General features: G+C 68.9%; 26 protein-coding genes. 14 read left to right on the top strand and 12 right to left on the bottom strand.

Annotation, left to right across the window (positions count from 1 at the left end; translation table 11 throughout):
- Positions 1-40 precede the first annotated feature (40 nt).
- From IT779_RS14395 to IT779_RS14385, 3 genes are all read left to right on the top strand, one after another.
- Complete coding sequence (locus IT779_RS14395; RefSeq protein WP_196149814.1) at positions 41-235, top strand: type II toxin-antitoxin system VapB family antitoxin; 195 nt, start codon at positions 41-43, stop codon at positions 233-235.
- Positions 236-527: 292 nt separating this feature from the next.
- Entirely contained in the window at positions 528-1205 is a 678-nt protein-coding gene (locus IT779_RS14390; protein WP_196149813.1) for a JAB domain-containing protein, read from the top strand.
- A gap of 559 nt (positions 1206-1764) precedes the next feature.
- Entirely contained in the window at positions 1765-2670 is a 906-nt protein-coding gene (locus IT779_RS14385; protein WP_196149812.1) for an alpha/beta fold hydrolase, read from the top strand.
- A gap of 75 nt (positions 2671-2745) precedes the next feature.
- Here IT779_RS14385 and IT779_RS14380 read toward each other — a convergent pair whose 3' ends face one another.
- The 4 genes from IT779_RS14380 to sdhC all read right to left on the bottom strand — a co-directional run bounded on the left by IT779_RS14380 (position 2746) and on the right by sdhC (position 6217).
- A complete protein-coding gene (locus tag IT779_RS14380) occupies positions 2746-3519 on the bottom strand; it encodes a succinate dehydrogenase iron-sulfur subunit (RefSeq protein ID WP_196149811.1) in 774 nt (257 codons plus the stop codon).
- Positions 3519-5285 carry a succinate dehydrogenase flavoprotein subunit gene (gene sdhA / locus IT779_RS14375; RefSeq protein WP_196149810.1) on the bottom strand — a complete coding sequence of 589 codons (1767 nt, stop codon included), beginning with the start codon at positions 5283-5285 and terminating at the stop codon, positions 3519-3521. The genes IT779_RS14380 and sdhA overlap by 1 nt, the downstream gene beginning before the upstream one ends.
- A 16-nt stretch (positions 5286-5301) precedes the next feature.
- Positions 5302-5733, bottom strand: coding sequence for a succinate dehydrogenase hydrophobic membrane anchor subunit (locus IT779_RS14370; protein ID WP_196149809.1), 432 nt, complete (start codon positions 5731-5733; stop codon positions 5302-5304).
- 85 nt (positions 5734-5818) lie between these two features.
- Positions 5819-6217 (bottom strand): succinate dehydrogenase, cytochrome b556 subunit, encoded by a 399-nt coding sequence (sdhC, locus tag IT779_RS14365; RefSeq protein WP_196149808.1) that lies wholly within the window; start codon positions 6215-6217, stop codon positions 5819-5821.
- 278 nt (positions 6218-6495) lie between these two features.
- Here sdhC and IT779_RS14360 point away from each other — a divergent pair, with 278 nt between their 5' ends.
- From IT779_RS14360 to IT779_RS14340, 5 genes are all read left to right on the top strand, one after another.
- Complete coding sequence (locus tag IT779_RS14360) at positions 6496-6897, top strand: cytidine deaminase (protein WP_196149807.1); 402 nt, start codon at positions 6496-6498, stop codon at positions 6895-6897.
- A 124-nt stretch (positions 6898-7021) separates the two neighbouring features.
- On the top strand, positions 7022-8311 hold the full coding sequence (locus tag IT779_RS14355; protein WP_196149806.1) for a thymidine phosphorylase: 1290 nt from the start codon (positions 7022-7024) through the stop codon (positions 8309-8311).
- A 50-nt stretch (positions 8312-8361) separates the two neighbouring features.
- Complete coding sequence (locus tag IT779_RS14350) at positions 8362-9459, top strand: adenosine deaminase (RefSeq protein WP_196149805.1); 1098 nt, start codon at positions 8362-8364, stop codon at positions 9457-9459.
- 71 nt (positions 9460-9530) lie between these two features.
- Positions 9531-10289 (top strand): SDR family oxidoreductase, encoded by a 759-nt coding sequence (locus IT779_RS14345; RefSeq protein WP_232541750.1) that lies wholly within the window; start codon positions 9531-9533, stop codon positions 10287-10289.
- An 85-nt stretch (positions 10290-10374) separates the two neighbouring features.
- Positions 10375-11031: a hypothetical protein gene (locus IT779_RS14340; RefSeq protein ID WP_196149803.1), complete on the top strand. Its 657-nt coding sequence runs from the start codon at positions 10375-10377 to the stop codon at positions 11029-11031.
- Between the two features lie 7 nt (positions 11032-11038).
- Here the strand turns inward: IT779_RS14340 and IT779_RS14335 are convergent, their stop codons facing one another.
- Genes IT779_RS14335 through IT779_RS14315 form a run of 5 tightly spaced genes read right to left on the bottom strand, consistent with a single transcriptional unit; the run spans position 11039 to position 14524 of the window.
- The gene (locus IT779_RS14335) at positions 11039-12307 is read right to left on the bottom strand and encodes a primosomal protein (RefSeq protein ID WP_196149802.1); all 1269 of its coding nucleotides are present in this window, start codon (positions 12305-12307) and stop codon (positions 11039-11041) included.
- Between the two features lie 26 nt (positions 12308-12333).
- Positions 12334-12681, bottom strand: coding sequence for a YbaB/EbfC family nucleoid-associated protein (locus tag IT779_RS14330; RefSeq protein ID WP_196149801.1), 348 nt, complete (start codon positions 12679-12681; stop codon positions 12334-12336).
- 34 nt (positions 12682-12715) lie between these two features.
- Positions 12716-13078, bottom strand: coding sequence for a hypothetical protein (locus IT779_RS14325; protein WP_196149800.1), 363 nt, complete (start codon positions 13076-13078; stop codon positions 12716-12718).
- Entirely contained in the window at positions 13075-14211 is a 1137-nt protein-coding gene (locus IT779_RS14320; RefSeq protein WP_196149799.1) for an NlpC/P60 family protein, read from the bottom strand. Before IT779_RS14320 ends, IT779_RS14325 begins: the two co-directional genes overlap by 4 nt.
- A 4-nt stretch (positions 14212-14215) precedes the next feature.
- Entirely contained in the window at positions 14216-14524 is a 309-nt protein-coding gene (locus tag IT779_RS14315) for a hypothetical protein (protein ID WP_232541749.1), read from the bottom strand.
- Between the two features lie 153 nt (positions 14525-14677).
- On the opposite strand from IT779_RS14315, the gene upp reads away from it, so the two are divergent.
- The gene (gene upp, locus IT779_RS14310) at positions 14678-15301 is read left to right on the top strand and encodes a uracil phosphoribosyltransferase (protein WP_196149797.1); all 624 of its coding nucleotides are present in this window, start codon (positions 14678-14680) and stop codon (positions 15299-15301) included.
- A 9-nt stretch (positions 15302-15310) separates the two neighbouring features.
- Here upp and IT779_RS14305 read toward each other — a convergent pair whose 3' ends face one another.
- Together IT779_RS14305 and IT779_RS14300 are read right to left on the bottom strand one after the other, a co-directional pair.
- Positions 15311-16846, bottom strand: coding sequence for a phospho-sugar mutase (locus IT779_RS14305; RefSeq protein WP_196149796.1), 1536 nt, complete (start codon positions 16844-16846; stop codon positions 15311-15313).
- Between the two features lie 91 nt (positions 16847-16937).
- Positions 16938-17717 carry a purine-nucleoside phosphorylase gene (locus IT779_RS14300; RefSeq protein ID WP_196149795.1) on the bottom strand — a complete coding sequence of 260 codons (780 nt, stop codon included), beginning with the start codon at positions 17715-17717 and terminating at the stop codon, positions 16938-16940.
- 103 nt (positions 17718-17820) lie between these two features.
- Between IT779_RS14300 and IT779_RS14295 the strand changes: the two genes are divergently transcribed.
- The 3 genes from IT779_RS14295 (at position 17821) to IT779_RS14285 (ending at position 21062) form a co-directional block, all read left to right on the top strand.
- Positions 17821-18531 carry an enoyl-CoA hydratase/isomerase family protein gene (locus IT779_RS14295; RefSeq protein ID WP_196149794.1) on the top strand — a complete coding sequence of 237 codons (711 nt, stop codon included), beginning with the start codon at positions 17821-17823 and terminating at the stop codon, positions 18529-18531.
- Between the two features lie 72 nt (positions 18532-18603).
- Positions 18604-19803 (top strand): M20 family metallopeptidase, encoded by a 1200-nt coding sequence (locus tag IT779_RS14290; protein WP_196149793.1) that lies wholly within the window; start codon positions 18604-18606, stop codon positions 19801-19803.
- A gap of 131 nt (positions 19804-19934) precedes the next feature.
- On the top strand, positions 19935-21062 hold the full coding sequence (locus IT779_RS14285) for a M20 family metallopeptidase (RefSeq protein ID WP_198428535.1): 1128 nt from the start codon (positions 19935-19937) through the stop codon (positions 21060-21062).
- Between the two features lie 183 nt (positions 21063-21245).
- Here the strand turns inward: IT779_RS14285 and IT779_RS14280 are convergent, their stop codons facing one another.
- A complete protein-coding gene (locus IT779_RS14280) occupies positions 21246-21725 on the bottom strand; it encodes a gamma-glutamylcyclotransferase (RefSeq protein ID WP_196149792.1) in 480 nt (159 codons plus the stop codon).
- Between the two features lie 185 nt (positions 21726-21910).
- Between IT779_RS14280 and IT779_RS14275 the strand changes: the two genes are divergently transcribed.
- Together IT779_RS14275 and IT779_RS14270 are read left to right on the top strand one after the other, a co-directional pair.
- A complete protein-coding gene (locus IT779_RS14275) occupies positions 21911-23317 on the top strand; it encodes an NAD(P)H-quinone dehydrogenase (protein WP_196149791.1) in 1407 nt (468 codons plus the stop codon).
- A 460-nt stretch (positions 23318-23777) separates the two neighbouring features.
- Entirely contained in the window at positions 23778-24821 is a 1044-nt protein-coding gene (locus IT779_RS14270; protein WP_196149790.1) for a hypothetical protein, read from the top strand.
- Positions 24822-24864 lie beyond the last annotated feature (43 nt).

Raw genomic sequence — 24864 nt, 5'->3', positions numbered from 1 at the left:
GCCGTATGCCGCAAGATGACGAAAGTACGAAGGAGGACGCATGAAATCCGTGCGGATCGATCTCGATCAGCGGTTGCTGGACAGCGCGGCGGCGATCATGGGCACATCCGACAGCGCGGCGACCGTCAACGAGGCGTTACGCCGCATCGTGGTGCACGAACGGCAGTGGCGACATCTGGAACGCCTCGCCGCAGGGGCGCTGTCGGCCGCGGATCCGGTCACCATCGACGGGTAGACCGCACCGACTCCGACGACCGGCCGCACCGGCTTCGTGCCGCGCACCGTTGGTGTGCCTGGGTGTCGCTCGGCTCTGTGTGCCCGGTGTCGCTCGGCTCTGTGTGCCCGGTGTCGCTCGGCTCTGTGTGCCCGGTGTCGCTCGGCTCTGTGTGCCCGGTGTCGCTCGGCTCTGTGTGCCCGGTGTCGCTCGGCTCTGTGTGCCTGGTGTCGCTCGGCTCCGCGCGGATCTCCGACCTGTCGGTGGTCGATGGCATGATCCCCCGGACACCAACGCATTCGAGGGGGCGCGCATGTCCGTACCGATCGCGAATCTGCCGTGCGGTCAACGACCGAGGGAACGTCTGCTCGCGCTCGGCTCGCACGTCCTGAGTGATCCCGAACTGGTCGCGCTGCTGCTCGGACAGGGCAAGCGCGGGGAGAGCGCCCTCGACATGGCCGCCGAACTCCTCGCCGAACACGGCGGCGTCGCCGGACTCGCCGCCGCCCGCCCCGAAGAACTGGTCCGCCGCAGCGGGGTCGGCGCGGCCAAGGCCGCTGCCATCGCCGCCGCCTTCCAACTCGGCACGCGGGTCAGACGCAGCATCGACATCGCCCCCCGGCTGACCTGCGCCGCCGAGATCGCCGCCCGCGCCGCACCCCGGTTCGCCGGTGCGCGTGTGGAGCGGCTGCTCGTCCTCGTCTGCGATGCGCAGCACCGAGTCAGGCACGAGATCTTCGTCGCCGAGGGCGCCGTCGACCAGGTCGCGGTGCCCGTGCGCGAAATCCTCAACACGGTCCTGCGCTACGACGGCCGCGCGTTCGCGATCGCCCACAACCACCCTTCCGGCGATCCGTTCCCGAGTCCGGAGGATCGCCTCGCCACCACCCATCTCACCACCGCCGCGGCCACCGTCGGCCTGCGCTTCCTCGATCACGTGGTGATCGCGGGCGAGCACTGGGCCGTCGCCGAGCGGCTGCCGGGTCGATGACCTTCGATGCCCGCGGCCGCCGGGCGTCGCCGCGCACCCCGGGCCGCGCACCACCGCGCGGCAGGTGGCGAACCTCCAGGCGGCGCGTCTGCGGTGAACTCCGGGTGACGCCTCTGTGGGGCGCGTCTGCGGTGAGTTCGGCGTGGCGAGTCCGTGGCGAACTCCGGGTGGCGCGTCTGCGGTGAACTCTGTGAGGCGCGTCTGCGGCGTGTTCGGGGTGGCGCGTCCGTGGTGAACTCCGGGTGGCGCGTCCGTGGTGAACTCTGTGGGGCGCGTCTGCGGCGTGTTCGGGGTGGCGCGTCCGTGGTGAACTCCGGGTGGCGCGTCTGCGGTGAACTCTGTGGGGCGCGTCTGCGGCGTGTTCGGGGTGGCGCGTCTGTGGCGAACTTTGCGAGGCGGTCCGTGGCGTGTTCGGGGCGGCGAGTCCGAGGCGAACTTCACGGGGCGTGTCCGCGCCCGTGGGCGCTCTCGAATGGGTGACGGGGGCGAACGGTACCTTTTCAGGCGCGGGCGTGCTCGACCCGTCCGCGGGTGCACGCGGTGGAACGGAAGGTGGTCGATGAACGACAAGCAGGGTGACGACGCGCGGGTTCCGCCCGTCGGATCGCGCGTCCGGGTCGCCGGGCGGCATCTGTACCTGCATCGCGACGGCGCTGGTTCGCCGTCGGTGGTGTTCCTGCCCGGCGCGGGCGGTGTCGGACTCGACTTCCTGAACGTGCACCGCGCGGTGGCCGAATTCACCACCTCGGTGCTCTACGACCGCGCGGGCACCGGGTGGAGCGATCCGATCGACCTGCCGCGCACCGCGAGCGAGGTCGCCACCGAACTGCGTTCGCTGTTGGCGGCCGCCGAGATACCGGGTCCCCACATCCTGGTCGCCCACGATCTAGGCGGCGCGTACGCCCGCCGCTTCGCCCAGCTGTTCCCCGGCGACACGGCGGGTTTCGTCGGCCTCGAACCGCTGCACGAGGACTGGGACACCCACATGCCCGCCGACCTGCACCTCGACCAGATCCCGGCGGGCGTCCCCGGTCGTTTCCAGACCGGCGCGCTGCGCGTGCTGTCGAAGCCCTTCTACCGCAAGCTGTTCGCCGACTGGCCCGCCGAGGTGCGCGGCCCACTGGTCGCGGGCCACGTGAGCCGCGCCTGGATGATCGCGGGCGCACGCGAACGCCACAACGCCGCGGTCGTGCGCGACGAGCTGCGCGCCGGTCCGGCCTTTCCCGATGTGCCCGTGGTGTTGCTCGGCGCGCTGGCCGCCGACTCCGGGCAGCGCCGTTCGCTGACCAAGAAGCTGCTCGCCGAACTCAACGCCGCGAAATCCGCCCTCTACGGCGCTGTGGCGGACGAGGTGAGCGTGGGCGAATACCGTCCGCTGCCCGACGCCCGCCACACCACCCTGCACCTCGACGATCCCGAAGCCGTCGTGACGGCCGTGCGCGACCTGTACCTCCGCACGGCCTGATCTCGGGAGGTGTGCTCGAAAAGCGAAGGCCGCCTTCGTCTTTCGACGAAAGCGGCCTTCGGGTCGAACCGCTGGTCAGCGGGTGAACAGGAGGGCGCGCTTGACCTCCTGGATCGCCTTGGTGACCTCGATGCCGCGCGGGCAGGCATCGGTGCAGTTGAAGGTGGTGCGGCAGCGCCATACGCCTTCGACGTCGTTGAGGATGTCGAGGCGATCGCGGGCGCCCTCGTCGCGGCTGTCGAAGATGAAGCGGTGCGCGTTCACGATCGCGGCCGGGCCGAAGTAGCTGCCGTCGTGCCAGTACACCGGGCACGAGGTGGTGCAGCAGGCGCACAGGATGCATTTGGTGGTGTCGTCGAACCTGGCGCGGTCGGCCTGGCTCTGGATGCGTTCGCGGGTCGGCTCGTTACCCGAGGTGATCAGGTACGGCTTGACCGCGCGGAAGGCGTCGAAGAAGGGCTCCATGTTCACCACGAGGTCCTTCTCCACGGGCAGGCCGCGGATGGGTTCGACGGTGACGGTGATCGCCTTGCCGCCCGCGGGCAGCATGTCCTTCATGAGCAGTTTGCAGGCCAGCCGGTTGACGCCGTTGATGCGCATGGCGTCGGATCCGCACACACCGTGCGCGCAGGACCGCCGGAAGGTCAGCGTGCCGTCCAGGTAGGACTTGATGTAGATCAGCACGTTCAGGAACCGGTCGGTCGGCAGGACCGGCACCTGGAAGGAATCCCAGTACGCGCCCTTGTCGTTCTCGGTGGTGAACCGAGCGACCTTGACGGTGATCATCACCGAGCCGTCGGGAACCGGTGCGGGCTTCTGCGAGGAGGGCGCTTCGGCAACAGCAGTCATCAGTACTTACGCTCCATCGGCTCGTATCGGGTCTGCACCACCGGCTTGAAGTCGAGCCGGATTTCGGAGACGAGATCCGAGCCTTCCTTGTAGGCCATCGTGTGCCGCATGAAGTTCACGTCGTCGCGGTCCGGGTAGTCCTCGCGGGCGTGGCCGCCGCGCGATTCCTTGCGGTTGAGCGCGCCGACCACGGTGACCTCGGCGAGTTCGAGCAGGAAGCCGAGCTCGACGGCCTCGAGCAGGTCACTGTTGAAGCGTTTGCCCTTGTCCTGCACGGTGATCCGCGCGTAGCGCTCCTTGAGCGCGTGGATGTCGGTGAGCGCCTGCTTGAGGGTGTCCTCGGTGCGGAACACGGCGGCGTTCATATCCATCGTGTACTGGAGTTCGGTCCTGATGTCGGCGACCCGCTCGTTGCCGTGGTCGGACAGGATCAGCGCCAGCCACTCCTGCACCATCGACGCGGGCTGCTCGGGCAGTTCCACGAATTCGGTGCGCTGCGCGTATTCGGCGGCGGCTATGCCCGCGCGGCGCCCGAAGACGTTGATGTCGAGCAGCGAGTTGGTGCCGAGGCGGTTGGAGCCGTGCACCGACACGCACGCGCATTCACCCGCCGCGTACAGGCCGGGGACGATGTCGGTGTTGTTGCGCAGCACCTCGCCGCGGATGCGGGTCGGGATTCCGCCCATCACGTAGTGACAGGTCGGCATCACCGGCACCGGCTCCTTCACCGGGTCCACGCCGAGGTAGGTGCGGGAGAACTCGGTGATGTCGGGCAGCTTCTCCTCGAGCACGTCCTCGCCGAGGTGGGTCACGTCGATGTAGACGTAGTCCTTGTTCGGTCCGGCGCCGCGACCCTCGAGCACCTCGAGCACCATCGACCTGGCGACGATGTCGCGCGGCGCGAGGTCCTTGATGGTGGGGGCGTAGCGCTCCATGAACCGCTCGCCGGAGGCGTTGCGCAGGATGCCGCCTTCGCCGCGCACGGCCTCGGAGATGAGAATGCCGAGTCCGGCCAGGCCCGTCGGGTGGAACTGGTGGAATTCCATGTCCTCGAGCGGCAGGCCCTTGCGGAACACGATCGCCATGCCGTCGCCGGTCAGCGTGTGCGCGTTCGAGGTGGTCTTGTACATGCGACCCGAGCCGCCGGTGGCGAACACGATCGACTTGGCGTGGAAGACGTGCAGTTCGCCGGTGGCCAGTTCGTAGGCGACGACGCCGGTGGCGACCGGGCCTCGCTCGGACTCGGTGAGCACCAGGTCGAGGACGTAGAACTCGTTGAAGAACTCCACGTCGTGCTTGACGCAGTTCTGGTACAGGGTCTGCAGGATCATGTGACCGGTGCGGTCGGCGGCGTAGCACGCGCGGCGCACGGGGGCTTTGCCGTGGTCGCGGGTGTGCCCGCCGAAGCGGCGCTGGTCGATCTTGCCCTCGGGGGTCCGGTTGAACGGCAGACCCATCTTCTCGAGGTCGAGGACGGCGTCGATGGCCTCCTTGGCCATGATCTCTGCGGCGTCCTGGTCGACGAGGTAGTCGCCACCCTTGACGGTGTCGAAGGTGTGCCATTCCCAGTTGTCTTCTTCGACATTGGCCAGGGCCGCGCACATGCCGCCCTGCGCCGCGCCGGTGTGGCTGCGGGTCGGGTAGAGCTTGGTCAGGACGGCCGTCCGAACTCGCGGGCCCGCCTCGATCGCCGCACGCATGCCTGCGCCACCGGCGCCGACGATCACGACGTCGTAGCGATGCTCCTGAACGCGGGATTCACTCATCTGAGGTGGCCTGTTCCTAACTGATGTTGGGGTCGAAGGTGAAGATGACGTAGGTGCCGACGCCCATGATCAGGATCATCGAGATCACCAGCGCGGTGTTCAGCCAGAACCGGGTCGAGTCCTTGCGCGAGTAGTCCGCGATCACGGTGCGCAGGCCGTTGCCGCCGTGCAGCTGGGCGAGCCACAGCATGGTGAGGTCCCAGATCTGCCAGAACGGGCTCGACCAGCGACCCGCGACGAAGGCGAAGTTGAGCCGCTTCACGCCGCCGTCGAGCAGCAGCATGATCGCCATGTGGCCGAGGACGAGCACGATCAGCAACAGTCCGGAGAACCGCATGAACAGCCAGGCGTACTTCTCGAAGTTGCTGTTCGAACGCGCGCGCGGGGTGCGCGGCATATCCAGGCCTGCGGGCCGGTCGTAGGACTTTCCGAGTACGGGTGCGCTCATGCCCGCACCTCGCTGACGCTCTGTGCGGTCATGACCGCACAGGCGGCTGTGTCCATGTTTCGCTCGCTGCGCTCGCTCATCTGTATCAGTGCTCCGTGAACAGGTAGAAGAACATGCGGCCGATCGCGGGCGCGGCCAGTACGACCAGCACCGCGAGCACGATCCACAGCATGAGGCGCTGGTATTTGGGGCCCTTCGACCAGAAGTCGACGAGGATCACGCGGACGCCGTTGAGCGCGTGGAAGAGCACGCACACGACGAGGCCCATTTCCATCAGCGCGACGATCGGGCTCTTGTAGGTCTCGATCGCTTCGTTGTAGGTGTTCGGGCTGACCCGCACGAGTGCGGTGTCGAGTACGTGCACGAACAGGAAGAAGAAGATGGTGACCCCGGTGATCCGGTGCAGCGCCCACGACCACATTCCGGGGTCGCCACGGTACAGCGTCTTCCGCTTCGGCTGTGCCGGAGCTTCAATCGTGGTCATAGAGTGCGGTGCCTCCAACGTCGTCGATGGACCCGGTTGCAAGTCCGAACGCGGGCGCGTTGGGTGGTGAATGTGCAGGTGGCTTACACTCCGGCCCGCCGCCGGGGACCTGAACCGATCTGTTGTGGACTCTAATCCCCCGGCAATCGCGGAACTAATTCGGCGTGCCGTGCGTTGCGCTACATTGGTCGGAGTTAGGCTTACCTTTCTTGATGCGTAATGGGGTGCGCCGCGGTCTTCGCGCGTCCACGTTCGGTGCGTTACACGGGAGCGAACGGATGTCGGAAATCGACTGGAATGTATTGCGCGGCAGTGCAATAGAAGTCATGCGAAACGCCTATGCCCCGTACTCGCGGTTTCCGGTCGGCGCTGCGGCTCTCAGTGTGGATGGCCGAATTGTGCGCGGCTGCAATGTGGAAAATGTCTCAACTGGATTAGGCATGTGTGCCGAATGTGTACTGATCGGTAACTTATTCGCCGAGGGTGGCGGCCGACTGAGGGCGGTCTCAGTCAGTGATTCGCGCGGGGAAATCCTGATGCCGTGCGGACGCTGCCGCCAACTCCTCTACGAACACGGCGGCCCCGACCTGCTCGTCGACCACCGCCACGGCCCGGTACCGCTGTCGCGACTGCTACCCGACGCCTTCGGCCCCGACGACCTCGACGCCGGACAACTCTGAGCGGCAGGCAACCGCGCGCTCTGGACGGCTTGGTCGCTGTGGGCCCGCAGCCCACCGGTCTGTCCTAATCGCCGGACAGCTCCGCGCGCTGGGCGGCACCGCAGGCCCGTGCCAGACTTTCCCCGTGACGGCACTGGACGCGGTTTCGATCATCACCGGCAAACGCGACGGCGAGCAGCTGTCCGACGCGCAGATCGATTGGGTGATCGACGCCTTCACCCGAGGATCGGTGGGCGACGAACAGATGGCCGCGCTGGCCATGGCGATCCTGTGGCGCGGCATGACCCGGCGCGAGACGGCCCGCTGGACCGCGGCGATGATCGCCTCGGGGCGCCGGATGGACTTCACCGACCTCGCGCGTCCCACGGTGGACAAACACTCGACCGGCGGCGTCGGCGACAAGATCACGCTGCCGCTGGCCCCGCTGGTCGCGGCCTGCGGCGCCGCGGTGCCGCAGCTGTCGGGTCGCGGGCTCGGCCACACCGGCGGCACGCTGGACAAACTCGAATCGATTCCGGGCTGGCGCGCCGACCTCGCGACCGCGCGGATGCGCGAGATCCTGTCCGATCCCGCGATCGGCGCGGTCGTCTGCGCGGCGGGCGCCGACCTCGCCCCCGCCGACAAGCGGCTCTACGCGCTGCGCGACGTGACCGGCACCGTCGAATCCATCCCGCTCATCGCGAGCTCGATCATGAGCAAGAAGATCGCCGAGGGCACCGCCGCGCTGGTACTCGACGTCAAGGTCGGCTCCGGCGCTTTCATGAAGTCCGAGGCTTCCGCCCGCGAACTCGCGACCGCCATGGTCGAGCTCGGGGCCGACTCCGGGGTGCGCACCGTGGCGTTGCTCACCGCGATGGACACCCCGCTCGGCCGGACTGCGGGCAATGCGCTCGAGGTCGCCGAATCGGTGGAAGTGCTCGCGGGCGGCGGCCCGGCCGACGTGGTCGAGCTGACCCTCACGCTCGCACGCGAGATGGTCACCGCCGCCGGACTCGACGCCGACCCCGCCGTCGCGCTCGCCGACGGACGCGCCATGGACCACTGGCGCGCGATGGTCCGCGCCCAGGGCGGCGACCCCGCCGCACCGCTGCCGCGCGCCCGCCACACCGAGACCGTGCGCGCCGAACGCGACGGCGTGCTCACCCGACTCGACGCCATGGCCGTCGGCATCGCGGTCCGGCGGCTCGGCGCGGGCCGGATGCGCCAAGGGGAACCCGTGCAATTCGGCGCAGGTGTCGAAATACACGCCGTGCAGGGCGATTTCGTGTCCGCCGGGCAGGAATTGCTGACCATGCACACCGATACGCCGGAAGCCTTCGCGTCTGCGAGCGCGGCGCTCGCGGACGGCATCGACGTCGACGCCGCCGCGAACCAGACCGAACGGACGCTCGTATTGGGGCGCGTTCAGGCCTGATCGGAACAGACCGCAGTGCCCGCAGGCAGCTGTGCGGCTAACGTGGCCTCATGACAGGACCGATGCCTCTGACCCTTGCCTCGATCCGACAAGCTCCCAAAGCACTGCTGCACGATCACCTCGACGGTGGTCTGCGGCCCGCGACGGTGCTCGAGCTCGCCGCCGATTGCGGTTACCACGACCTACCCGCCTCCGACGCGGCCGCGCTGGGCGACTGGTTCCGCGACGCGGCCGACAGCGGATCGCTGGAACGCTACCTGGAAACCTTCGCCCACACCGTCGCGGTGATGCAGACCCTGGAAGGGCTGCGCCGGGTGGCCCGCGAATGCGCCCAGGACCTCGCCGAGGACGGCGTCGTCTACGCCGAGGTGCGATTCGCGCCCGAACAGCATCTCGAACGCGGCCTGAACTTGGACCAGGTGGTCGAACACACCCTGGCCGGCTTCCGGGAAGGCGCCGAGCTGGCCGCGGCGGCGGGCCGCCCGATCGTGGTGACCTGCCTGCTCACCGCCATGCGCCACGCCGCCCGCTCGCGTGAGATCGCCGAACTCGCCGTGCGCTGGCGCGACCGCGGCGTCGGCGGATTCGACATCGCGGGCGCCGAGGCGGGCTATCCGCCCAGCCGTCACCTCGACGCCTTCGAATACCTGCGCGCCAACAGCGCCCATTTCACGATCCACGCGGGCGAGGCGTTCGGGCTGCCCTCCATCCACGAGGCGCTGGCCTTCTGCGGCTGCGACCGACTCGGTCACGGCGTGCGCATCACCGACGACATCCGGGTGCCGGGCGCGATCGAGGACGCGCAACTCGGACCGGTCGCCAACTACGTGCGTGACATGCGCATTCCGCTCGAACTGTGTCCCACCTCGAATGTGCAGACGGGCGCGGTGCCTTCGCTGGACAAACACCCGTTCGACCTGCTGGCCCGGCTGCGCTTCCGCGTCACCGTCAACACCGACAATCGCCTGATGAGTGATACCACCATGAGCAGGGAGATGCTGAAACTGGTCGAAACCTTCGATTACGGTTGGAGTGATCTGGAGCGGTTCACCATCAACGCGATGAAGTCCGCCTTCATCCCGTTCCCGGAACGGCTGCGGATCATCGACGACATCATCAAACCGGGATACGCGGTCCTGCTCGGCTGATCCGCCACGGTTGTCACACGCGGGCGCGCTGTCTCGTCCACTCGACGAAGGATCGAGCGAAGGAGATGACAATGCGAATCGCGATAATCGGAGCGCGCGGCCGCATCGGCGGCGAGGTGGTCGACATCCTCGCCGCCGACGGCCACGAGGTGACGGCCGTCAGTCGAGCCGCCGGCGTGGACGTCTACACCGGTGAAGGGCTGGTCGCCGCACTGTCCGGGGCCGACGCGGTGGTGGACGCGGTGAGCGCGGCGACCACCGAGACCGGGGAGATCACCGACTTCTTCGGCACGGTAGCGGGCCACGTGCGGCGCGCCGCGGCGGGCGCGGGGGTGCGCAGGATCGCGGTGATCTCCATCATCGGCATCGACCCGTTCACGGCGGGCCACTACGCGGGCAAACTCGCGCAGGAACACGCCTACCGCAGGGGACCGGTGCCGGTCCGCATCCTGCGCGCCGCCCAGTTCCACGAATTCACCGAGATGACGCTGGACTGGACCACACGGGGCGACACCGCCTACGTCCCCGAAACCCGCACCCAACTGGTCGCCGCCCGCACCGCCGCCGAACACCTCGCCGAACTCGCGGTCGCCGAATCCGCACCGGACCGGGTCGACCTCGCGGGCCCGCGGGAACTGAACCTCGCCGCGGCCACCGCCGAACTCGCGGCCCGCCGAGGTGCGCCCGCCCACGTCACCGAAGTCTTCGACCCGGACGACCCCAATGCCGCACTCCAAGCCGCGGGCGCGCTGCTGCCGGGCCCCGACGCGGTCCTCGCGGGTCCGACCTTCGAGGAATGGCTAGACCGGAAATATCCCCGCACCAGCTGATCCCTGCCGGCATGTGTCGGCGGTGTCCTGTGGGGTGTAGTGGTCGGGTGTGGGTGGCGCCCGGAGGTTCGTTAGCGTGCGGAGCATGACTGAACTGCGAGTGCCACGGCGATTCAACGGGCCGCCGGACTCGGCCAATGGCGGGTACCTGGGCGGGTTGTTGGCACAACGTGTCGATGCGGCTGCGGTGACGGTCGTGCTGCGGAGTCCGCCGCCGCTGGATACGGCGATGACGGTCGGCGGCGGGCAACTGCTCCACGACGCGACACTCGTGGCCGAGTTCGGTCCGGGTGAGTTGGAAGACGATGCTCCGCAGGCAGTTTCGTACGACCGCGCGGTCGAGGCCGGGCAGTTCTACCGCAGCAGCGACACCTTCTCGTCCTGTTTCGTGTGCGGCAGCGCCCGCGCCGACGGCCTGCGGATCGGGCCGGGTCCGGTGCTGGACGACACGGTCGCCGCGCCGTGGATTCCCGACGACTCACTCGCCGTCGACACCGCGCTGCTGTGGGCGGCGCTGGACTGCCCTGGCGCCTGGTCACTGCCCGAGATGCTGGTGCGCCCGGCCGTCCTCGGCCGGATGACCGCCGCCGTCCCCGACCTGCCCGAAGTGGGCGAACAGTGCGTCACGGTCGGGCGGTTGCGCGGCGAGTCAGGGCGCAAGGCCTTTGCGTCCACCGCCGTCTACGGTTCGGACGGCCGGTTGCTCGGGCGCGCCGAACAGGTGTGGATTCGATTGCCCTGAGCGCCCGTCACTTCTGTAGCAGTCGCCCTTCGAAGGCCCGCTCCAACTCCCGCCAGTTCTGCGCCTCGGCCGAGAACGGCGGGTTGGGGGCGAGGCGGCTCGGGTCGGGATTGAGCAGGTAGGAGACGTACCAGCCGAGCGGGGTCGACTGGGCGAGGGCGCTCTCGACCGAATCGTCCTCGGCGTAGTCGGCCGCGTCGGTGAACAACTCCACCGCCAGGTCGAGCTGGTCGATGTCGACGGCGTCGGGGCCGTGGGACAGGTCCTCGGCCAGGCCGTTCAGCACGTAGACGTTCTCCTCCTCGACCTCGACCTCGAGCGAACCGTCCACCGCGGCTGTCCTGACATCGTCGAAGGTGCTCACTCGCGCCAGATCGTGTTCGTGGTCGTCGGCGAGATAACGCGCCAGCGCGCGTTCGGAACCGAAGACCGAGATCGCGCCGTCTTTGCCAAGGAAGACCGGGTCGTCGTCCAGGTAGCAGCGCAGGGTGAAGTACTCGCCGTCGGAGGTCACGATCTTGACCGGATCGATGCCGACCTCGTGCCAGAACGTCTCGTCGGTGTCTTCTTCCGCGTCGTCCTCGTCCTCGTCGTCCTCTTCGTCCAGGTCGACGGTCTCGAACTCGGCGTCCTCCTCGCTGTCGGCCGCGTCATCGGCGTCGACGACGTTCTCCTCGGCGGCGAGCAGCTCCGCCTCGGCGACCGCGACGGCCGCCGCGTCGACCTCGGGGGTGGACACGATCTTGTCGATGGCGTCGAGCACCGCGTCCCAGTCCTTGGCGATGGCCGCGCCGATCTGATCCCACAGTTCCTCGCCGTCCCGGCCGACGAAGGAACTGATCCCGGAGGGCAGCGCACCGAGCACCGGATGTGAGCCGAAGAACTTGGTGACCAGCTCCAGCTCGCAGACCTCGCCGATATTGCGGACCATCGCGAGGGTGTCCTCCAACTCCGCGATGGACTCCACGTCGGGGTCGCCCGCGGCCAGCTCGGGGACGGCCACCAGATCGTAGGTGTGGTTCTCGTCGGGTTCGAGTTCCGCGGCCGACAACCCGGCGATGATCTTCCACGCCGGATGGTCGACGAGATCGTTGTCGGAGTCGGTGCGGATGAACGCCGCCAGCTCCGCCACGGACTCGAATCCGTACAGCGCGTCCTCGTGTCCGAGGAACGCCTCCCACTCGTCGTCACCGTCTCGCCAGCGCGGTGCCCACAGGGTGACGAGATCGCCGTCGGTCAGGCCGAGCTCGATCGGGACGATGTCTCCAGAAGCCATGAGCGGAAGCCTATCGACCTTCCGTGTCAGGCACTATCCGGCCCGCCCCCAACGGTTCCGTTGGCGCTGTGCGGCGTGGGTGCGAACGACTCGTTCAGTGTCGCAACAACCTTCGAGCGCTGTGCGCCCGCGTCTTCCGATGCCTGACGGCAGGCCCAGATGATGAGCTGGCTGACATCGGTGGGCGCCATCGAGGTGACCCCCTCCGAGAGCGTCAGACCGACCAGCGCGCCGTCGCTGTCGACCTCGACGGTGACCACGCCGTCCTCGGTGGTGTGCTGCCCCCGCACCTGCTTGAGACCGTAGAGCGCGGCCTCCAGAGCTTCCAGTTTGGCCGTCGCGTTCGCGACGAGCGCGTCCATCTCGGCGCTCATGCCCGTAGTGCCTTCCCCGTCGTCGTCGGTGTGGTCATACCGGCCTCATCCAGCTCGTCGGCCCGGTGTCCGCGTCATCGATGCGGTCCAGTTCGTCCACCGCCTGCTGCCGCGTCGGCAGGCCGAGGCGGTCGAGGATGTCGGCGGGCATACCGGCCTCGGTGAGGACCTCGCGGCGGCGGGCGCGCGCGGCGATGGCGGAGCGCTGCGTGAGCCGCAGGATCTCCGCCGCGAGTGCGGCTGCGCCGTAACGGTATTCGCTGCGCTCGAACTTGATCTCGACGGGCATGCCCTGATCGGTCGCCCGCACCGAGATGGTGCCGGACCGATTGGTGCTGCCCGCGACCGTGACGTTCGGGATGGGCTGGGTGGGCCGAGCAGGCACCGGTTGGCTCATGCCGTAGGCCTGTAGAAGCCGTAGAACTCCATGCCAATGTTCTCCGTTCGGATGGAACTGACCGAGACCGGATCGCCGGCCTCGACGAGTTGACCGTTGCCGATCACCATGGCGACGTGGCCGTCCCATACGGCCAGATCGCCCGGCATCAGATCGCCGGGGGACACCTGCGGATGCCCGATGCCCTGTTCCTGGGCCAGGCGCGGCAACTCGACGCCCGCCTCGCCGTAGGCGTATTTGGTGAGCCCGCTGCAATCGATGCCGGAACCGGGGGTGTTGCCACCCCACACGTAGGGGGTGCCGACCGCGCCGAGGGCCGACTTGACCGCGGTGGCCGCCTTCTCGTTCGGCGCCTCGACCTCGCTGCCGTCGGGCAGTGTGATCTTCACCCCCGACCCCTCCGCTGCCTTGGCCTGCGACGGGTTCTGCGTCTGCGACGAGCTGCTCGGCGTATTCGGCGTGCTCATCGCCTTGCTCGCGGCGGGAGTTGTCGCGGCGGACGCGGCCGAGGACAGCGGCTTGCTGACCGTGCTCACCAGACTCGCCGCACCGCTCGCGAGCCCGGACAGACCCTCGATACCGGACTTGACGCCGGTACCGAGCGCGGCGGGCATCGACGCGGGGGAGGTGGACGGCGGCGGGGTGAGTTCGTTCATCGCCGCCGTCTGGGTGTTCAGATCGTTCTGGGTGCGGGTGACGACCGTCAAGCCCTGGTTCAGGTGGTCGATGGCCGAGCCGACGAGGACCGTGAGACCCTGCGGGGTGGCGACGGCGGGGCCGAGCGCCGTTGCCTGGTTCACGAACGACTGGACGATCCCGTTGAGATCCTTCTGCCCGGTCTCCACGTGCGCGGCGGCCTGATCCACCACCGTGGCCATCTCGGTGCCGCGGTCGGACAGGGTGGCCGACGAGGTCTGCACGCGCAGCGCCTTCGAGGTGGCGGCGTCGGCGGCGACACCGTCCCACGCGGTGTTCATCTGGTTGATGCTGGAGCGGCTCATCTGATGCAGCTGGTCGAGCACGCTCGAACTGGAGTTCAGCGCGTCCGAGGCGCCGCCCGTTGGCAGGACGCCGGTGCCGAAACTGGAGAGCAGATCGAGCAGCGGCTTGACCAGGACGTTGATATCGATCAATGGATCATCCGTCCAGATCGGTCGACCGGAGCGCCGCCGCGTTGGCCGAATCGGTTTCAGTGAGCACCGTGGCCGCGCCCGCCGTGGCGCCGCCGAGGCTGGAGAGCACGGCCGACAGCTGACCTATCGAGGCGACGTGGCCCGCGTGCGCGGCCGCGTATGCCGTCATGAAATCCGAGCCGATGAGGCCCATGATCGGACCGAGTTGGGCGGGTGTGGCGCCTGCCGCGTTCGCGGCGGCGGCGGCCATCTCGCCGGACATGGTCTCGGCCGTAGCGCTGTATACGGCAATGCCTTCGGCGTCCGCCGACATCTTTCGCATAGTGCATCCCCCATCTGTTGTTCCCAGGCAGAGTACGTCATCCACCTAGTTCGACGCGCTACCTTCCCGATCGGTTCCAGCCTGTCGAAAAAATTTCGGGTCCTCGTTCGACGCCGAACACGCCGACGACCTTATCGTTCCCTCATGCGCACGCACACCGTGGACCACCCGATCGCCGCAAGCCTGCTCACCACCTTGCGCGACGAGCGGACCCCGAATCCCGTATTCCGCGCCGCACTGCGCGATCTCACCGGAATTCTCGTCTACGAGGCGTTGCGCGAGGCGCCGGTGACCAGCTTCCCGATCACCACCCCCGTCGCGCCCACCGACGGTTTCCGGCTCGCCGCGCCGCCGCTGCTGGTGCCGGTGCTGCGCGCCGGACTCGGCATGGTCGAGGCGGCCGCCGCGCTGATCCCCGACGCCCGAGTCGGATTCGTCGGCATCGCGCGCGACGAGCGCAGCCACCGGCCGATGCCCTACATGGAATCGCTGCCCGACGACCTCGCCGACATCCCGGTCTTCGTCCTCGATCCGATGCTCGCCACCGGCGGATCCATGCGCCACACCCTCGACCTGCTCGTCGCCCGCGGCGCCGCCGACATCACCGCGGTGTGCGTGCTCGCCGCGCCGGAAGGCATTGCGGCGCTCGCCGATTCGGGCCTTCCGGTGCGACTGGTGACCGCGGTGGTCGACGCCGGTCTCAACGAGAACGCCTACATCGTGCCCGGCCTCGGCGACGCGGGCGACCGCCAGTTCGGACCGCGCTGAGTCGCCGCGTCACAGTTCGGAGCAGAACTCCCGCAGCTGTGAAAGTCGTTCGGCGGCGGCCTTTCTCGCGGCCTCGACACCCGAGTGGCCGCCGACCGGTTCGACGACCTCCAGGTAGCACTTGAGTTTCGGCTCGGTTCCGGAAGGGCGGATCACCACGCGCAGGCCGTCGCCGTCGAAGATCAGCGCGTCGGTGCGCAGCCGACCGCGCACCAGTGACTGGTCGGTGCATGTCACCGGGCAGCCCGCGACGGCATCCGGCGGCGCGGCGCGCAACCGGTCGAGCACTGCCGCCGCGGCCGCGCTGTCGGGCAGCCGCAACGACACTTGATCGCCCGCGTGCACGCCGAACTCGACGGCGTAATCGTCCAACTCGTCGGCGAGGGTGCGCCCGGCGGCCTTCAGCGCGGCGGCCAGGTCGACGGCGAGTACAGCGGCGGTGATGCCGTCCTTGTCGCGCACCGTCTCCGGGTCGACACAGTGCCCGATCGCCTCCTCGTAGGCGTAGACCAAGCCGTCGCCCGCGCGCATCAGCCATTTGAAACCGGTCAACGTCTCCGCGTAGCGCGCACCCCGCGCGGGCGCGAGCCGCGACAGCAGCCGCGAGGACACGATTGTGGTGGCCACCAGGGCGTCGGGCGGCGCGGTGCGTAACACCCGGTCGGCGAGCAGCACACCGGTCTCGTCGCCGCGCAGCATGCGCCACCCGTCCGCTCCAGGGATGCCGACCGCGCACCGGTCGGCGTCGGGATCGATGGCTATCGCGATATCGGCGTCGACCTCGGCGGCGAGTGCGAGCAACAGATCCGCCGCGCCCGGCTCTTCCGGATTGGGGAAGGACACGGTCGGGAAATCGGGGTCGGGCTCGAACTGTTCGGCCACCGCGTGCACGTCGGCGAAGCCCGCCGCCGCCAACGCGGCCTTCGCGGTCGCGCCGCCGACGCCGTGCAGCGCGGTGAGCGCGATCCGCACCTCGGCGCGCGGGCCGTGGCCGCCGAGCAGCGCGGGCAGACTCGCCGCGCGCGCGAGATAACGGCGGACGAGTTCGGCGGCAGGGTTTTCGCCGAGCGCCGCGATCACGCGCGGATCGCCCGCGCCCGCCGTGTGGTCGGCGCGCTGGATCGGCGTTCGCACCGCCGCGATGGCGGCTTCGATCTCGACGTCCGCGGGCGGGATCAACTGGGAACCGCCGTCGAGATAGACCTTGTAGCCGTTGTCGGTGGCCGGATTGTGCGAGGCCGTGATCTGCACCCCGGCGACCGCGCGCAACTGCCGCACCGCGAAGGCGACCAACGGCGTCGGTGCCGGATCGGGCAGGGAAAGGACCGCGAAACCCGCTGCGGCGAACACCTCGGCGGTCACCGCCGCGAATTCGGCCGAACCGTGGCGTGCGTCACGGCCGACCACGACCACCCCGCCGCCGAGGCAGCGCTCGCGCAACCACGCGGCCAGTCCCGCGGTGGCGCGCGCGACGGTCTCGGTGTTCATGCCGTCCGGTCCATCCGCGAGCGGACCGCGCAGCCCGGCGGTGCCGAAACGCAACATCACCGCCCGCCCGCCGCGCTCACATCCGTGCCGGTGCTCACGCCCGTGCCGGTGCTCACGCCCGTGCCGGTGCTCACGCCCGTGCCCGCGCTCACATCCGTTCCAGGATGCCGCGCAGCAGTTTGCCCAGGCGCGGTGCGGCGGCCTGACCTTCGGCGAGCACCTCGGCGTGCGACAGATGCGCGCCCGTGACGCCCGCCGCGAGATTGGTGACCAGCGAGATGCCGAGCGCCCGCGCGCCGAGGCGGCGGCATTCGATGACCTCGAGCACCGTCGACATGCCGACCAGATCGGCGCCGATCGTGCGTAGCATGTGGATCTCGGCGGGTGTCTCGTACTGCGGACCCGTGAGCCCCGCGTACACGCCCTCCGCGAGTCCGGGGTCGATCTCGCGAGCCAGCGCGCGCAGTTCGGGATCCCAGGCGTCGACCAGGTCGACGAAGGTCGCGCCGCGCAGCGGGGTGCGACCGGTCAGGTTGAGGTGATCGCTGATGAGCACCGGCTCGCCGACCTCGAGACCGGCCCGGATCCCGCCCGCCGCATTGGTGAGCAGCACGGTGTCCGCGCCCGCCGCGACGGCCGCGGTGACCGGGTGCACCACCTGCTCGGGCTCGTGGCCCTCGTACAGGTGTTGGCGGCCCATGAGCAGCAGCACCGGCGTATCGCCGACCGCGACCGAATGCACCGTGCCGACGTGGCCGCGCGCGCTCGGCGTTCCGAAGCCGGGCAGCTGCGGCATCGGCACCGACGCCAGTGGCGTCCCGATCTCCGCGGCCGCGTCCTGCCAGCCGGATCCGAGCACCACCGCGACCCGGTGGCGCTCGACTCCCGTGAGTTCGGCTATCGCCTCGGCGGCCTGTTCGGCAAGCATGAGCCCACTCTATTCGACCGTGATCCGAAGACGGCGGTCGTGGGTCGCGGCGGTCGTCTACCCGTGGGTAGGGTCGTTTCCCCGGGCCGGCTAAGCTGCGCGCATGCCATATCTGGAGCGCGCGGCGGGCGCGGCGCAGGTGTTCGTCCTGCACCTCGGGACCGAAGGACAGACCGACGGCGAGAACCGCTTCCACCCGGACTGGATCGCCGAAGTCCACGGGCTGCTCGACGAGGTCGAGGCGTCCGAGGGGCCCGCGGCGCTGGTCACCGTCGCCACCGGCAAGTTCTACAGCAACGGCCTCGACACCGACTGGCTCTACGCCAACTTCGGCGAGATGCACGACTACCTCGATCGGGTGCACGCGGTGTTCCACCGGCTGCTCACCTTCCCGATGCCGACCGTCGCCGCGGTGAACGGGCACGCCTTCGGCGCGGGCGCGATGCTCGCCATCTCCCACGACTTCCGGGTCATGCGCGCCGACCGCGGCTACTGGTGCCTGCCCGAGATCCATCTCGGCATGCCCTTCACCGTCGGCATGAACGCGCTGCTCACCGGGCGGCTGCCGAATCAGGTGTGCGTGCGGGCGATGACCACAGGCCACCGCTATTCGGCGGGCGACGCGCTCGCGGCGGGCATCGTCGACGAGTCCGCCGATGCCGAGACGTTGCTCGACACCGCCGTCGCGCGCGCCGCCGCGCTGGCGAGCAATCGCAAACCCAACCTAGCGGTGATCAAGCGCGCACTGCACGCCGAGGCGCTCGCCGGACTCGCGGTGCCGACCACACCCGAGAATCTCGGCTTCGCCGGCTGACCCTCGGCGCCGCGAACCGCCCGGTGAACTCGCGCCGCGCCCGACCGGGGCGCGGGTGCCACACTGTGTCGCATGCCTGCACCGCCAAGGGATGCGACGGTCACGGCCTCGGACGAGGCGATCGCGGCCGCGTCGCGACGGCTGATCGATCTCTCGCACGCCATCCACGCCGAACCGGAGTTGGCGTTCGAGGAGGTCCGCAGCGTCGCCAAGACCGTGGAACCGCTGGCCGAACGCGGCTTCGAGATCGAACTCGGGGTCGCCGATCTGCCGACGGCCTTCCGTGCCAGCTACGGCAGCGGTGAACTCACCGTCGGCATCTGCGCCGAATACGACGCGCTGCCCGAGATCGGGCACGCCTGCGGCCACAACATCATCGCCGCGGCCGGGGTCGGCGCTGGCCTCGGACTCGCCGAAGTGGCCGACGCGCTCGGCGTGACCGTCGTGGTGCTCGGCACCCCCGCCGAGGAGAGCGGCGGCGGCAAGGTGCTGATGCTGGAACGCGGTGTCTTCGACGACATCGCGATGGCCATGATGGTGCATCCCGGGCCGACCGAGATCGCGGGCGCGCGCTCGCTGGCCCTCGCCGACCTCGGCGTGGTGTTCCACGGGCGGGAGGCGCATGCCAGCGCCGCACCCGAATTGGGCCGAAACGCCGGTGACGCGGTGACGATCGCCCAGGTAGCCCTTGGATTGCTGCGCCAACATCTCCGATCCGGACAGCAACTTCACGGTATAGTCGGCGACGGTGGCGTAGCCCCCAACATCGTGCCCGGACGTGCGGAACTGCTGTACTACCTACGCGCAGTCGACTCCGCATCCCTCGACGAACTGACGCGACGAGCGTCGGCTTGTTTCGAGGCGGGCGCGCTGGCGACCGGCTGCACCCACGAAGTCCGGACGCTCGCGCCGACCTACACCGAGCTGACGCCCGACGCGGCCCTGCTGCGCGCCTACCGCGAGCAGATCACCGCGCTGGGACGGGAGCCGATCGCACCGGAACTCGAGGAGCGCCGCCCGCTCGGCAGCACCGATATGGGCAATGTCACCAACGTCATCCCCGGCATCCATCCGGTCATCGGCATCGATGCCGGTGGGGCGGTGACACACCAGCCCGGATTCGCCGCGGCCAGTGTCAACGCCTCGGCGGATCGCGCGGTCGTCGACGGCTCGCTGGCGCTCGCGCGTACCGCGATCGCCGTCGCCCGCGATGAAGTACAGAGAGACAGGTTGTTGCAACTATCGAATCGGCGACAGGAGGACATTCGGTGAGCACAATCGGCGGGTCGGCGGCGCATACGGAAGGAGGTGGGTGCGCGATCACCGAACAAGGCGGCGACAGCGAGCGGACCGGAGACGCGGCGCACACCACCCCGCCCGTACCCGGTGCGGTCGACGCGTGGCTGGCCGAACACACGGTCGACCTCATCCAATGGCGACGCCACATCCACGCCAATCCCGAGCTCTCCCGCACCGAGTTCGCCACCACGGAATTCGTCTCCACGTGGCTGACCAAAGCGGGCCTCACCCCTCGGAAGATGCCCGGCGGAACCGGCCTGATCTGCGACATCGGTCCCACCGACGCGCCACGCATCGGCCTACGCGCCGACATGGATGCCCTCCCGCTCCAAGAGTTCACCGGCCTGAGCTTCGCCTCCGGCGTGCCAGGGGTCTCCCACGCCTGCGGCCACGACGCGCACACCACCATCCTGCTCGGCACCGCACTCGCACTCGCCGACATGGACCTGCCGGTCGGCGTCCGATTCGTCTTCCAACCCGCCGAAGAAGTCATGCCGGGCGGCGCCATCGACATGGTCGCCGCGGGCGCGATGGAAGGCGTCGAACGCATCTTCGCGCTGCACTGCGACCCGCGACTCGAAGTGGGACGGCTTGGCATCCGCGTCGGCGCCATCACCTCCGCCGCGGACACCGTCGAACTCGTGCTCGACTCGCCCGGCGGACACACCTCACGCCCACATCTCACCAGTGACCTGGTCTACGCCATCGGCACCGTGATCACCGGGCTGCCAGGGTTGCTCAGTCGCCGGATCGATCCGCGGACCAGCACCGTGATGGTCTGGGGTGCGGTGTCGGCCGGAAAAGCGCCCAATGCGATACCGCAGACCGGGATGCTCACCGGGACCGTGCGGACCGGTGACCACGCGACCTGGTCGTTGCTCGAGCCGATGGTGCACGAGATCGTGGACGGGTTGTTGGCGCCTACCGGGGTTCGGTATCAGCTCAACTATCGGCGGGGGGTGCCGCCGGTGGTCAACGACGAGCAGTCGACTCGGATGTTCGAGGACGCTATTCGAGGGTTGGGTGCCGATGCCCTGGCCGACACCATGCAGTCCGGGGGAGGAGAGGATTTCTCCTGGTATCTCGAGGAGGTCCCCGGCGCCATGGCCCGACTCGGCGTTTGGTCAGGAGTAGGGGAGCAGTTGGATTTGCATCAGCCGACGTTCGATATCGATGAGCGCGCGTTGGCGGTGGGAGTTCGAGTCATGACGAATCTGGTGCTGGGGGCATAGTCGGGTGATCGAGGCGCCTCCCGGATGTCCCGGGAGGCCCGCCCGAAGTGAAAGGTGCCTCACCGACATCAGGCAGTGCCCGCCCGACATTCAACGGTTGTGAACTCTGCCCGTCGTGGTTGGTCCCGACGTCCTTGGCGGGACGCTCGGCGGGTGCCGAGCTATCGGTCGGTCTCGATGAACTCAGACCGAGAAGTTGCCGGGACCGACGTTTCGGCTGTTGCGGGTGCGTAGGGCGTGGACGTAGTCCTCTGGAGCGCCTGACTTTTCGGCGGCGTCGGCCATCACGCCCAGGTAGCGGGCCGAGGGTAGGCCGCCTTCGTAGGCGTCGAGGACGTACAGCCAAGCCAACCTTGGGTCGGTGCCGCTGCCGGGACTCGGTGTCACGCGCAACCGGATCTTCTTGTGGATTCCGAAGTCCGATCCCTCCCAGCGGTCGAGGCGTTGTTCGTCTTCGGGCGAGACGTCGTACAGGACGACGAACACCCGGGAACCCGGTTCTTCCACGACCGTCGCCAGCGGTCCTTCCCAGCCGATGTCGTCGCCGGCGAAAGTGAGTCGCCAGCCCTCCAACCAGCCCGTTCCGGACATGGGGGAGTGCGGACAGCGCTCGAGCATCTGAGACGAGTCCATATTCGACCCGTAGGCGGCGTAGATCGGCACGACGCAAGGGTAGCCAATAACCTTGGCGGATCGCCCATATCCCGCCCAGAGTGGGGTGAGGTGATGTCAGGCGGGGGTGACGAACAGGTTGCGTGGGTCGGCTCGACAGGCGTTGCGGGGTGCTCGCCGGATAACGTTGTAGTCGCGCCGGAGGTCCCGGTCGAAAGCCCGAGCGGAGGTATCCGATGTCCCGCATTGCCATCATCGGCGGCGGCCCTGCCGGTTACGAGGCGGCGCTGGTCGCGGCGCAGCACGGCGCGGATGTGACGCTGGTCGACCGGGACGGGATCGGCGGGGCCTGCGTGTTGTGGGATTGTGTGCCGTCGAAGACCTTCATCGCCTCGACGGGTATCCGCACCGATCTGCGGCGCGCCAAGGATCTCGGCATCACCCTGGATCCGAGTCAGGCCGCTGTCGAGTTGCCCGAGGTGAACGAGCGGGTCAAGGCGCTGGCGTTGGCGCAGTCCTCCGATATTCGCTCCAAGTTGCTGACGGCGGGTGTCGCGGTGTTGTCGGGGCGGGCGCGGTTGATCGAACCCGCGGTCGGCTTGTCGACCACCCATCGCATCCAGGTCGCGCACGACGACGGTGAGTTGGAGGTGCTCGAGGCCGAGGTGGTGCTGATCGCGACGGGTGCGAGTCCCCGGGTACTGCCGGGCGCCGAACCCGACGGCGAGCGCATCCTGAACTGGCGTCAGCTCTACGACCTGCGCGAATTGCCGGAGACTCTGGTCGTGGTCGGTTCCGGTGTGACGGGCGCCGAATTCGTCTCCGCTTATACCGAATTGGGTGTGCGGGTGAAATTGGTCTCGAGTCGCGACCGGGTGCTGCCGGGTGAGGACGCCGACGCCGCGCTGGTACTCGAGGACGCGTTGGCCGAGCGCGGCGTCGAGTTGGTCAAGCACGCGCGCGCCGACGCGGTGGAGCGCACCGCCGACGGGATCGTGGTGAAACTGTCCGACGGGCGCACGGTGACGGGCACGCACGCGCTGATGACGGTGGGTTCGACGCCGAACACCGGTGACCTCGGGCTCGAACAGGTCGGCATCGAACTCGATCGCGGCGGGTACCTGCGGGTGGACCGGGTGTCGCGTACCGCGGTGCCGGGCATCTACGCCGCGGGCGACTGCACGGGGCTGCTGCCGTTGGCGTCCGTGGCGGCGATGCAGGGGCGGATCGCGATGTATCACGCGCTCGGCGAGGGCGTGAGCCCGATCCGGTTGAAGACGGTGGCTTCGGCGGTGTTCACGCGTCCCGAGATCGCGACGGTCGGGGTGAGCCAGACCGCGATCGATGACGGCCAGACCCCGGCGCGCACGGTCATGCTGCCGCTCAACACGAATCCGCGCGCCAAGATGTCGGGGTTGCGCCGCGGTTTCGTCAAGATCTTCTGCCGTCCGGCGACCGGTGTGGTGATCGGCGGCGTCGTGGTCGCGCCGATCGCCTCGGAGCTGATCCTGCCGATCGCGCTTGCGGTGCAGAACAATCTCACCGTCAACGATCTGGCGCAGACGTTCTCGGTCTATCCGTCGCTGACCGGTTCGGTCACCGAGGCGGCGCGGCTGCTCATGCGCCACGACGATCTGGACTGATCGCCGCGCCCGCGCGAAACCCGCCCGCCACCGGGTGTTGGCGTCGGCGTGGTCCGATGGACTTGCCAAGGAAAGGGTTTCGACACTAGGTTCCTGGGTAGGGGAGTCCGAGTGGGTGGGTCGACTCGTCGGCATCGGCCGGCCGCACGAGTGTTCTTGTCGTCGGCTGCATTTCAACGCGTTGCCCGCACGCCGAACATATGGTTGACTCCCCGGTAGGGATGCGATCGATGGTCGGTCGCTTGGGTTCTGTTCGGGGGGAAGTTTCCTTTCCGCCGCGGGAACGGCGAACGGCGCGAAGGTCGTTCGGTGATCGAGCTCCCGGAGCCGTCGGCTCCCGGATTCGTTCGTCGACCTAGCGTCTCACCAGGGACAACTGAGTGCGGCCCGCGTGGCTCGCATTCGGGAAAGGGAATTGCGAAAAGTGAAACATCGTAAGCCGAGTCGGGCGCAGCGAGCGATGGCAAGCACGTCGTTGCCGCTGGCCGCGGCGGCGGCCGTAGCGACTCTTCTCGCGGCGCCGGCGGGGGCTGTTCCGAACGATCCGAGCACGCCGACCACGCCTGCTCCCGCGCAACCGGGCACCGGTACGCAACCGGGCACAGGTACGCCGTCGGACAATTCGCCGGAGACCACGAAGCCGGATCCGGGCCAGCAGGAGAAGAAGTCGACTCCGAGCCAGCCGGGTGTCACCACGCCGGATCCGAATCAGGTCATGCCGGACCCGAAGAAGGATCCGAAGCTGTCCGCGCCGACGCAGCCGGGTGTCACCACCCCGCGTGTCGCGCCACTGCCGGTGCCGGGGCAGGCCGGGACAGGTCAGGCGGGGACGGGCCAGGCCGGGCAAGGACAACCCGCCGTCGTACCGGATCCGGCGCTTCCTGGCGCCGAGACGGCGCCGACGCAGCCTGGCGCCACCACGCCGGGTACCGGTACCGGAACGCCGGGGGCCACCACTCCCGGCACGGGCCCGAATAGTCGTGGGGCGCAGCCGGAATCGCAGACGCTGGTGCAGCCGCGCTGGGAGGCGCCTCGCCTCGAGTCGGCCCCCGCGGCTCCGGTCGTGGAGATGACGGGTCCGCGCACCGAGGTCGGCGCGAATGTCGACGGCGGCACGCTGCTGCCCGGGTACATCGCCAACACCCACCACTTCAGCAATCAGGCCGGTTACGTCGGCACCGTCGGTTACCGCACGCCGACCGGCGCGGGCGAGGCGGGCGTTTCGGTCGAATTCGTCGACGCGAACACCATCTCGGTCACCAGTTACACCGGTGGCGAAGGTCTGGCCGACAACAAGAACACCGTCGTGCTCGACACCACTCAGGTGAACGCGGCCAAGGCCGCGGTGGAGCAGTGGATCGCCGCGCAGCCGGGTGGTGCCGCCGCACTCGACGCCGCGTCGCGCGTTACACTTCCGGCGATTGTCCCGGCGGGTGATGTGGTTCCGCAGACGGTCGACGTGGCTGGTATCACCACTCAGTGGGGTGGTTCGGTCCAGTACTGACACGAGCTTGCCACGTGTGGGGCGGTCGTTCGCGGCCGCCCCA

Origin of the sequence: Nocardia bovistercoris, from assembly GCF_015674855.1 — a bacterium.
GTDB lineage: Bacteria > Actinomycetota > Actinomycetes > Mycobacteriales > Mycobacteriaceae > Nocardia > Nocardia bovistercoris.
This window is presented reverse-complemented; position numbering and strand designations above follow the sequence as displayed.

Excerpts from the sequence above, each read along its gene's own strand:
- IT779_RS14350 (WP_196149805.1), top strand. The coding sequence starts at position 8,362 with ATGACAGGACCGATGCCTCTGACCCTTGCCTCGATCCGACAAGCTCCC.
- IT779_RS14385 (WP_196149812.1), top strand. The coding sequence starts at position 1,765 with ATGAACGACAAGCAGGGTGACGACGCGCGGGTTCCGCCCGTCGGATCG.
- IT779_RS14380 (WP_196149811.1), bottom strand. The coding sequence starts at position 3,519 with ATGACTGCTGTTGCCGAAGCGCCCTCCTCGCAGAAGCCCGCACCGGTT.
- IT779_RS14325 (WP_196149800.1), bottom strand. The coding sequence starts at position 13,078 with ATGAGCCAACCGGTGCCTGCTCGGCCCACCCAGCCCATCCCGAACGTC.
- IT779_RS14300 (WP_196149795.1), bottom strand. The coding sequence starts at position 17,717 with ATGCTTGCCGAACAGGCCGCCGAGGCGATAGCCGAACTCACGGGAGTC.
- upp (WP_196149797.1), top strand. The coding sequence starts at position 14,678 with ATGCGCACGCACACCGTGGACCACCCGATCGCCGCAAGCCTGCTCACC.
- IT779_RS14330 (WP_196149801.1), bottom strand. The coding sequence starts at position 12,681 with ATGAGCGCCGAGATGGACGCGCTCGTCGCGAACGCGACGGCCAAACTG.
- IT779_RS14335 (WP_196149802.1), bottom strand. The coding sequence starts at position 12,307 with ATGGCTTCTGGAGACATCGTCCCGATCGAGCTCGGCCTGACCGACGGC.
- IT779_RS14340 (WP_196149803.1), top strand. The coding sequence starts at position 10,375 with ATGACTGAACTGCGAGTGCCACGGCGATTCAACGGGCCGCCGGACTCG.
- IT779_RS14370 (WP_196149809.1), bottom strand. The coding sequence starts at position 5,733 with ATGAGCGCACCCGTACTCGGAAAGTCCTACGACCGGCCCGCAGGCCTG.
- IT779_RS14295 (WP_196149794.1), top strand. The coding sequence starts at position 17,821 with ATGCCATATCTGGAGCGCGCGGCGGGCGCGGCGCAGGTGTTCGTCCTG.
- IT779_RS14360 (WP_196149807.1), top strand. The coding sequence starts at position 6,496 with ATGTCGGAAATCGACTGGAATGTATTGCGCGGCAGTGCAATAGAAGTC.
- IT779_RS14315 (WP_232541749.1), bottom strand. The coding sequence starts at position 14,524 with ATGTCGGCGGACGCCGAAGGCATTGCCGTATACAGCGCTACGGCCGAG.
- IT779_RS14275 (WP_196149791.1), top strand. The coding sequence starts at position 21,911 with ATGTCCCGCATTGCCATCATCGGCGGCGGCCCTGCCGGTTACGAGGCG.
- IT779_RS14390 (WP_196149813.1), top strand. The coding sequence starts at position 528 with ATGTCCGTACCGATCGCGAATCTGCCGTGCGGTCAACGACCGAGGGAA.
- IT779_RS14395 (WP_196149814.1), top strand. The coding sequence starts at position 41 with ATGAAATCCGTGCGGATCGATCTCGATCAGCGGTTGCTGGACAGCGCG.
- IT779_RS14345 (WP_232541750.1), top strand. The coding sequence starts at position 9,531 with ATGCGAATCGCGATAATCGGAGCGCGCGGCCGCATCGGCGGCGAGGTG.
- IT779_RS14290 (WP_196149793.1), top strand. The coding sequence starts at position 18,604 with ATGCCTGCACCGCCAAGGGATGCGACGGTCACGGCCTCGGACGAGGCG.
- sdhC (WP_196149808.1), bottom strand. The coding sequence starts at position 6,217 with ATGACCACGATTGAAGCTCCGGCACAGCCGAAGCGGAAGACGCTGTAC.
- IT779_RS14305 (WP_196149796.1), bottom strand. The coding sequence starts at position 16,846 with ATGTTGCGTTTCGGCACCGCCGGGCTGCGCGGTCCGCTCGCGGATGGA.
- IT779_RS14270 (WP_196149790.1), top strand. The coding sequence starts at position 23,778 with ATGGCAAGCACGTCGTTGCCGCTGGCCGCGGCGGCGGCCGTAGCGACT.
- sdhA (WP_196149810.1), bottom strand. The coding sequence starts at position 5,285 with ATGAGTGAATCCCGCGTTCAGGAGCATCGCTACGACGTCGTGATCGTC.